A 7,565-nucleotide genomic window follows, 5' to 3' on the forward strand; every position below is an offset into this window, starting at 1 on the left:
TAATAAAATTTCCGTGTGAAGGATAATCCTTTGCTTAAGCAGACTAACACCTATCAAATAAGGGCGATGGCGACAGCGACAAATTATCGAGGTAAAGGGCTTGGAAAAGCACTATTGAGTGCTGCAGAAGACTATGCAGAATCGCAAGATGCAGAGCTAATCTGGGCTAATGCCAGAAGCACAGCAATGGGTTTCTATACAAACTCAGGTTATAAGCAGGCTTCCAAAGAGTTTATTATTCCAGAAATCGGCCCACACTTTTTAGTTACTAAAGTCTTGTAATAAACACATTGTTATTCGCTTTTTAGTTCTAATCTTATGTCGTTGATATCTCTTTTTTTCTGGAAGAAAAGCGTTCAGCCCAGTTCAATACTGTAATTAATAAACTGGGTAAAAAGGTCAGTGTGACAATCATTGAACATAAAATCCCAACCAGTACCACGATACCGACACCGCGATAGAGCTCAGTACCAGCACCTGGAATAAAGACTAAAGGTGCTAGACCAAATACGGTAGTGGCAGTGGACATCAAAATTGGACGTAAGCGCGTGGCAACGGCCTGATTGACGGCATCACGAACCGATACAGCTTTATCTTCCAAATTTCTTCGTGCCTGTTCAACAATCAGAATCGGGTTATTGACGACTGTACCCAGTAAAATCACAAAACCGAGCATGGTAATCATATCGAATGGCTGGATAATGGCGGGTAGACCAAAGATATTTAGCACTGGCCCAGCAGCATTGACCGCCGCTAAGCCAACAATACCACCGGCGATGCCTAGAGGGACTGTCGCGAGAATCAGCAGTGGATACCACCAGTGACTAAAAATAGCGACCAGCAGCAAATAAATAAGAATTAAGGCAATGACCAGGTTGCCTGATAAGGATTCACGGGTGGCATCTAACTGATCGGCGGCCCCAGAAATACTGATAGACACACCTTTTGCCACTTCACCCTCTGCCTGCATATTGGGCAGCATTTGAGTACGAACCTGATTCACGGCAGTTTCCAGCGCGATCTCTCTTGGCGGAATAATCAATAAAGTGACGGTACGACGACCATTCACACGTCGTAACTGATCGCTATCAACTGTATCCACAATATTGGCTAGTGCATTTAAGGGTAACACAGTGCCTTGTGGTGTCATGATAGGCACATTAGCCAGTGAGGACAGGGTTTGGTTTTGTCCGGCGGTGCTGAAGATGAACATATCAATTTTGTCATCATTCATAAAAAACTCGTCCACATAAGCCCCATCACTCAGTGCCGCGACTGTGTAACCAAAATCATCTGCAGACATATTGATCTCAGCTAGTCGATCCCAGTTTGGACGAATTTCGACTAAGGGTTGATCTAAAGACAAGGCGGAAGGTTCGGATTCAATCTGTGGATTACCAAACAGCTTTTCAGCACGTCTTATCGCGTATTCAGCTGTACTATAGAGGCTTTCCTGATCGGCACCAGAGATATCAAGATTCACGGCTCGTGTGCCGCCTTGGCTGCTCGAAATAATTGAGCCACGGTTTGAGAAGCCACGCATGCCTGGATATTCCTTAAACATGGATGTCAGTGCATCCATCATGGCTTCTAAGTCTTGTGGTCGAACAGGTTCACTCAGAATCCATATTGAGCCTGGATTAATACGCTGAAAATAATATTTCAGGGCGGGTAGTTTGTGTTCACCTTCATCAAATTTATTTGGGTCAGCCTGCAAGGCTTCACTTAAATGCTGGCGGATATCATCTGCCAGTAAACGCATTTCAGGTAAGTTATAGCCAGGTGGAGCCACCATCATACTGAACGCTTTCGGTTCCTCACCCTCAGGTAAATATTCGGCCGGTGGAAGTAAATACCAGCCAGCACCCATTGTGCAGGTAAAAATAATGACAATGGAAAGGAGGCGTTTAAAGGGCGAAGTATTGAGCCAGCTGACCAATTTTAAAATCGGGCCTGGATGACTTAAATCATCACCATGATCACGGTCATCACCAAAGCCAACGCGGGCACAAGCAGCAGGTACGACAGCGACGGCGAATAACATGGAGGCTAATATCGCTGTCGATATCGCAATAGCAATATCTGAATAAAGCTGCCCGGCTTCTTCATCGACAAATAATACTGGTGCGAATACGAGTACGGTGGTCATGCTGGAGGCCAGTACCGCGGTCCAGACTTCTTTTACGCCAGTGATCGCGGCTTGAATACGGTCCAGGCCACGTCGGCGCGCCTGCTCAATGCTCTCTAGTACCACAATGGTGTTATCCACTGTCATACCGATAGCAAAGGCGATCCCCGCCAGTGAGATGACGTTGATGGTGCGATCAAAGGCTAATAGACCAATAAAAGCAGCAATCGTGCACACCGGCATACCGAGCAGACCAATTACGGTCGCTCTGCCTGAACGCAAGAATAAATACAGAATAAGTGTCGCGAGAATAGCCCCTAGTGCCAGATTCTGTGTGACCTTTTCTACCGAGGCCTGAACATAGCGAACATCATCACCAATTAACGAAATCGTTAAGCCGTTAGGATGAAGTTGATCTTGCCGAATCTCATCCACTTCTTTCAGCATGGCCTGTTTGATATCAATAACGTTTGAGCCTGTTTCACGTTTTACTGCCATGGTCAGTGCGGCTTCGTCATTGACGATGGATAAGCCCCGTACTTCATAATGATCTAGGCGGACTTCCGCTACATCTTTGAGTTTGATGTCGGTGTTATTTCGGTGGGCAAGTGTCAGTTCTTTCAGGCTTTCAACATCCTTAAACCGACCGACCGTTCGAATAAAATAGCGACGTTTACCATCATCAAGATCACCGGCTGAGGTATCTCTGTTACGCTCACGGATGGCATCTCGGACATCAGTTAGAGAGAGTCCACGCTGCGCCAGTTTTGCAGGATCAATATGGATCTGTATTTGTCTTTCAGCACCACCTCGAAGTTGAACCTCAGACACACCTGCTACACGTTCCATTCTAGGTCTGACATCATCATCGATAAAGTCAGTGACCATATCCATATCCAGGCTCAGAGGGTTGCCAGGCAGTGGGGTCACAGCAAAATACATAAAGGCATTTTCAGAAAATGAACTGCTGTAGAGACGAGGTTGATCAACATTTTCGGGATAATTGGAGACCTGACTGAGCGCGTTAGAGACCTCAATTAATGTTTCATTAATATCCACACCAAATGGAAACTCAAGCTCAATGGTGGCCTGTCCGGTATCGGCCAGTGACTCCATTCGCGCCAGATTGGGAACACTTCGCAGATAACGCTCTTGTTCTATCAGGATTTCTTTTTCAATATCCTGTGGTGTGGCACCGGGCCATCCCGTGACGACGCTGATGGTTTGCACATCAAGATCAGGAATCATTTGTACGGGGATACGTTTTGCCGCGGCGATACCCAGCACCATAATGATCAGAACAATGACCGTGAGCAGCTTTCCGTTTCTAATGGGGGCTTCAAGCATGATGAAATGACACCTGGTTATTGTTCTTGGTCAACAAGCGTGACGTTTTCTCCGTCTCGTAAAACTTCATTACCACGTGTGACGACCTTATCTTCTAATGTGATGCCTGACAGAATGGTGACACCCTGACTGCTTTGGTTGCCAATCTGGACTTTCTGACGCTTAGCTATGCCATTCTCAACAATAAAAACACTATAGCCTCCGTCAGGATGTAGCAGTAAAGCATCGCGTGGGATGATGATGCGCTGTTGAGTTTGCTGATTATCATTGAGTCCAATGATGGCTTGGGCAGAGGTGCCAGGTAATAAGCTAATGTCGCCAGTATCAATCAGAATTCGGACTAAAAAAGCTCTTGCCTGAGGATCGCTGACCGGCACAATGGCATTGATGGTGCCTTTGAAGCGTTTATCTGGAAAAACATCGGGAATGACTTCTACCTGATTTTGCTGGTTAATTTCTGAAAAACGTTCTTGAGGGACTTTGACATCTAAGCGGACTTTATCGGTCGCCACCAGTTCCAGCACAGTGGTACCTCGATTGACCCATTCACCCACCTCAGTCAGTTTAGCGCTGATAACTCCAGAAAAAGGCGCTGGAAGATGATGACGAGCTAACTGTTCCTGAGCAGATGCTTCTGCTGCCTTGGCTGCCATAAGTGCAGCTTCAGAAAGATTTAAGTTTGATAAACGGCTGGCATTTTCACTCGCTGAAATATAATTTTTCTCACGTAAGCCTTTGGCTTCGTTAACCAGGCGCTTTGCTTCATCACGAGCCGCTTCTGCTTCAGCGGTCGCCGCTCTTGCCTGAGCGAGCACTTGTTTAGATAAAGCGGGATCAAGTTCGAGTAAAACGTCTCCTTTTTTTACCTGACTGCCAGCATCCACTAATACAGTTGAAACCAAGCCATCTACACGGGGTGAGAGCATGGCTCGCTTTTCAGCGGTGAGGGTTCCTGAGAGTGTTAAGTTATCACTTACTTTCGATTTTTCTGGCGATATAACTGAAACAGGTGTTTCAGCATAGAGGTTTGATGTACTGAGAAAACCAGACAAAACAAACAAAAATAGGCAGACTCTTTTCCAATGATAATGATTCTTCATGTTGTTCCGTTTACGGCTGTTATCGCATATTTAGGTAGCTGGTCACCGCTTAGTTCCCGAAGATGTAAATATTTGTTAAGGCTGTTAATGAAGATTACATCGAATAAACAATTTTTACTAATGGAAGCTTGTTAGTGCGTTGATCTGTCTGGCGGGAAGCAGAAATGGTTCTAAGTGATGTTTAATTTACAACATCAACATGAAGTAAAGATGAAAAGGCGCAAAGAAACAAAACGTCCCTTACGCCAATTGATGGTTAGCCAGACTTTTTATTAGTTTTATTCAATGGTTTGTTTCTGGGTGGGCGCCGAGCAGGACGTTTCGCTGACGTATTTTCCGAATGCGGTCTGGCTGAGCGTGGTTTAGCCGGATGACGCTTGGCCGAGGTCTTTTTCGTTAAGCTATAACTATCAGGCACATCATGTGTGGGTTCAAAACCATCCACATACACACGTTCCAGTTTATTCCCAATTAATTTTTCAATATCTTTGAGCTGATCGATTTCATCGGCACTGACCAAGGAGATGGCCTCACCTGCGGCACCCGCACGTCCAGTTCGACCAATTCGATGCACATAATCAGCAGCCACGTTAGGCAAATCAACATTGATAACATGGGGCAGTTGATCAATATCTAAACCGCGCGCGGCAATATCTGTTGCCACTAACACTTGAATGGTATTGGATTTAAAGTCGGCAAGTGCTCGTGTTCTCGCACCTTGGCTTTTATTACCATGAATGGCGGCGGCTTTCAGCCCATGATCTTCCAGGTATTTAGTGAGTTTGTTGGCACCATGTTTTGTTCTGGAAAAGACCAGAACCTGATACCAGTTATTATCCTGGATAAGTTGATTCAGCAAAGCGGGTTTTTGTTTTTTATCGACAGGAATAATCCACTGTTTCACTTTTTTTGCTGTGGTGTTGGCTGGGGCGACAGAAATTTCGACAGGATTCTTCACCAGACGTTTTGCCAGCTCACGGATTTCTATGGAAAACGTGGCTGAAAACATTAAGGTCTGACGTTTTTGTGGCAGTAAATTAATAATCTTACGAATATCGTGGATAAATCCCATATCCAACATACGATCAGCTTCATCCAGAACAAGCACTTCTAACTCATCAAAACGGATGGCATTTTGTTGATAGAGATCCAGAAGTCGCCCAGGGGTAGCCACTAACACATCAACACCACGACGCATACGCATCATTTGTGGGTTTATCTTTACACCACCAAACACAACGGCAGAACGTAATGGTAAATATTTACCATAGGTCTTAATGCTTTCTTCCACTTGAGCGGCGAGCTCGCGAGTGGGGGTGAGTACAAGTGCTCGTGCCTGATTTGCTCGGGCAGGTTTGCCCTCAGAGAGTTTATGCAGAATTGGCAAGGTAAATCCTGCGGTTTTGCCGGTACCTGTTTGAGCTGCTGCCATAACATCATTACCTTCCATGATGGCAGGAATGGCTTTGGCTTGAATAGGGGAGGGGGTCGTATAACCTGACTCTGTCACGGCACGTTGCAGTGGCAAAATGAGACCTAACTCGGAAAATGTCATAATTTACTCAATATAAAGCGTATATAGTGAAAACAGCGTCTTCGCATTATTCAGCGTGTGTTTTTGGATAAGGTTAACAGTCACGGTTGTGTTACATCGACAAAGCGGGATGTAAAAGTGGAGGTCATGTCAGAACGGCTGTTAACACATGGAACTTATTGTCTACCCTGAAGCAGGTAACGACGAGTTCTGTAGGCACAATTATGACAGAGTTTTGATAGGAATATTGTTTTCTCTACAAAAATCGTCAGTTTAGAATGTTATCATTCATTTATCACTTTTTACTTAGGAGGAATCATGAAGAAAAAATCCATTTTAATTGCCATTGTAATTGCGCTATTGGCGATCTTTGTTGTTGCTGCTGTATCTACAGTCTTTGTAAATGACAGTAAAGAACGTTATGCCAATGTACCTTCTTCTAATAAAGAAGATAAAGTAGGTGATGCGGTTGCGCCAGCATCTGTTGAAAGCGAGATGACTCAGCCCATTGAACAAAACGAAGTGGGTGGTGTGAATGAAACCGTCACCGAGCATATGGAAGATACGAAAGAGGCGGTACCTGAAACAGTGGTAGATGAAGCGGCCATTGCCGAGCCAGACACCAGTGAAGCGAATGATGCCGCTGAAGACGTGAAAGCGGCTGTTGAAGAAACACAAGCTGAAGCGGCGCCTGAAGAACAAGAGCAAGCGTCTGCAGAAGCGAAAACGCACATTGTTACTGCGGTTGGTCTCAAATATGATCCACTGGTCATTCAGATTCAGCCTGGCGATAAAGTCGCTTGGGAAAATATGCCTACGCATGATACACAATCATTAGAAGGCCTGATTCCGGAAGGTGCTGAAGCATGGCATTCACAAATGGGTGAAAACTATCAGCGTACCTTTACCGTTGAAGGTATCTATGTGTACAAATGCACACCTCACTTTGGTGCAGGTATGGGCGGCGCCATCATCGTTGGTAATCCGGTCAACCTCGAGCAAATCAAAGCGGCTGATGCGAAAGGCGCTGCAGGACGTTTAGTAAGAAAAGCGATTGCTGCCGCTGAAAAAATGTAAGACAACCGCTGATGATGTCAAACAACCCTCTGTTCGTATTGAGCAGGGGGTTATTTTTTGGAAAAAATCATGACTGAACAAACATTTATTAAAGGTAAAGATCGTGATCTGGAAACCAGTATTACGACCATGCAAGCGAAGTTGAAAGCGTTTGGTTTTGATGTCGAAGAGGCATCGTGGCTAAATCCGGTCAGCCATGTTTACTCGGTGCATATTCGTGATAAAAGCTGTCCGTTGATGTTTACCAATGGTAAAGGGAGTTCTGCTAAAGCCTGTTTAGCCAGTGCCTTAGGTGAATATTTTGAGCGTTTGAGTTGTAATTATTTTTTTGCTGACTTCTATCTGGGTGAGCAACATAGCCAGGCGCCTTTTGTGCATT

Annotated in this window: 5 protein-coding genes and 1 pseudogene; 3 read left to right on the top strand and 3 right to left on the bottom strand. The window is 45.1% G+C overall.

Annotated features, from left to right (window positions below; genetic code table 11):
* The first annotated feature begins 30 nt into the window (after positions 1 to 30).
* Complete coding sequence (locus B4K20_RS10270) at positions 31 to 282, top strand: GNAT family N-acetyltransferase (protein WP_289282815.1); 252 nt, start codon at positions 31 to 33, stop codon at positions 280 to 282.
* Positions 283 to 316: 34 nt separating this feature from the next.
* On the opposite strand, the gene B4K20_RS10275 is transcribed toward B4K20_RS10270, so the two are convergent.
* The 3 genes from B4K20_RS10275 to B4K20_RS10285 form a co-directional block, all read right to left on the bottom strand.
* Entirely contained in the window at positions 317 to 3,475 is a 3,159-nt protein-coding gene (locus B4K20_RS10275; protein WP_289282816.1) for an efflux RND transporter permease subunit, read from the bottom strand.
* A 17-nt stretch (positions 3,476 to 3,492) separates the two neighbouring features.
* Entirely contained in the window at positions 3,493 to 4,575 is a 1,083-nt protein-coding gene (locus B4K20_RS10280; RefSeq protein WP_289282817.1) for an efflux RND transporter periplasmic adaptor subunit, read from the bottom strand.
* 256 nt (positions 4,576 to 4,831) lie between these two features.
* Positions 4,832 to 6,130, bottom strand: coding sequence for a DEAD/DEAH box helicase (locus B4K20_RS10285; protein ID WP_289282818.1), 1,299 nt, complete (start codon positions 6,128 to 6,130; stop codon positions 4,832 to 4,834).
* Positions 6,131 to 6,427: 297 nt separating this feature from the next.
* Here B4K20_RS10285 and B4K20_RS10290 point away from each other — a divergent pair, with 297 nt between their 5' ends.
* Both B4K20_RS10290 and B4K20_RS10295 read left to right on the top strand, forming a co-directional pair.
* Positions 6,428 to 7,186 (top strand): plastocyanin/azurin family copper-binding protein, encoded by a 759-nt coding sequence (locus B4K20_RS10290; RefSeq protein WP_289282819.1) that lies wholly within the window; start codon positions 6,428 to 6,430, stop codon positions 7,184 to 7,186.
* Between the two features lie 69 nt (positions 7,187 to 7,255).
* Positions 7,256 to 7,565: pseudogene (locus B4K20_RS10295) on the top strand (YcaO-like family protein); the annotation flags it as partial.

This window comes from Methylophaga sp. UBA5088, assembly GCF_002414625.1.
Taxonomy (GTDB): Bacteria; Pseudomonadota; Gammaproteobacteria; order Nitrosococcales; family Methylophagaceae; genus Methylophaga; species Methylophaga marina.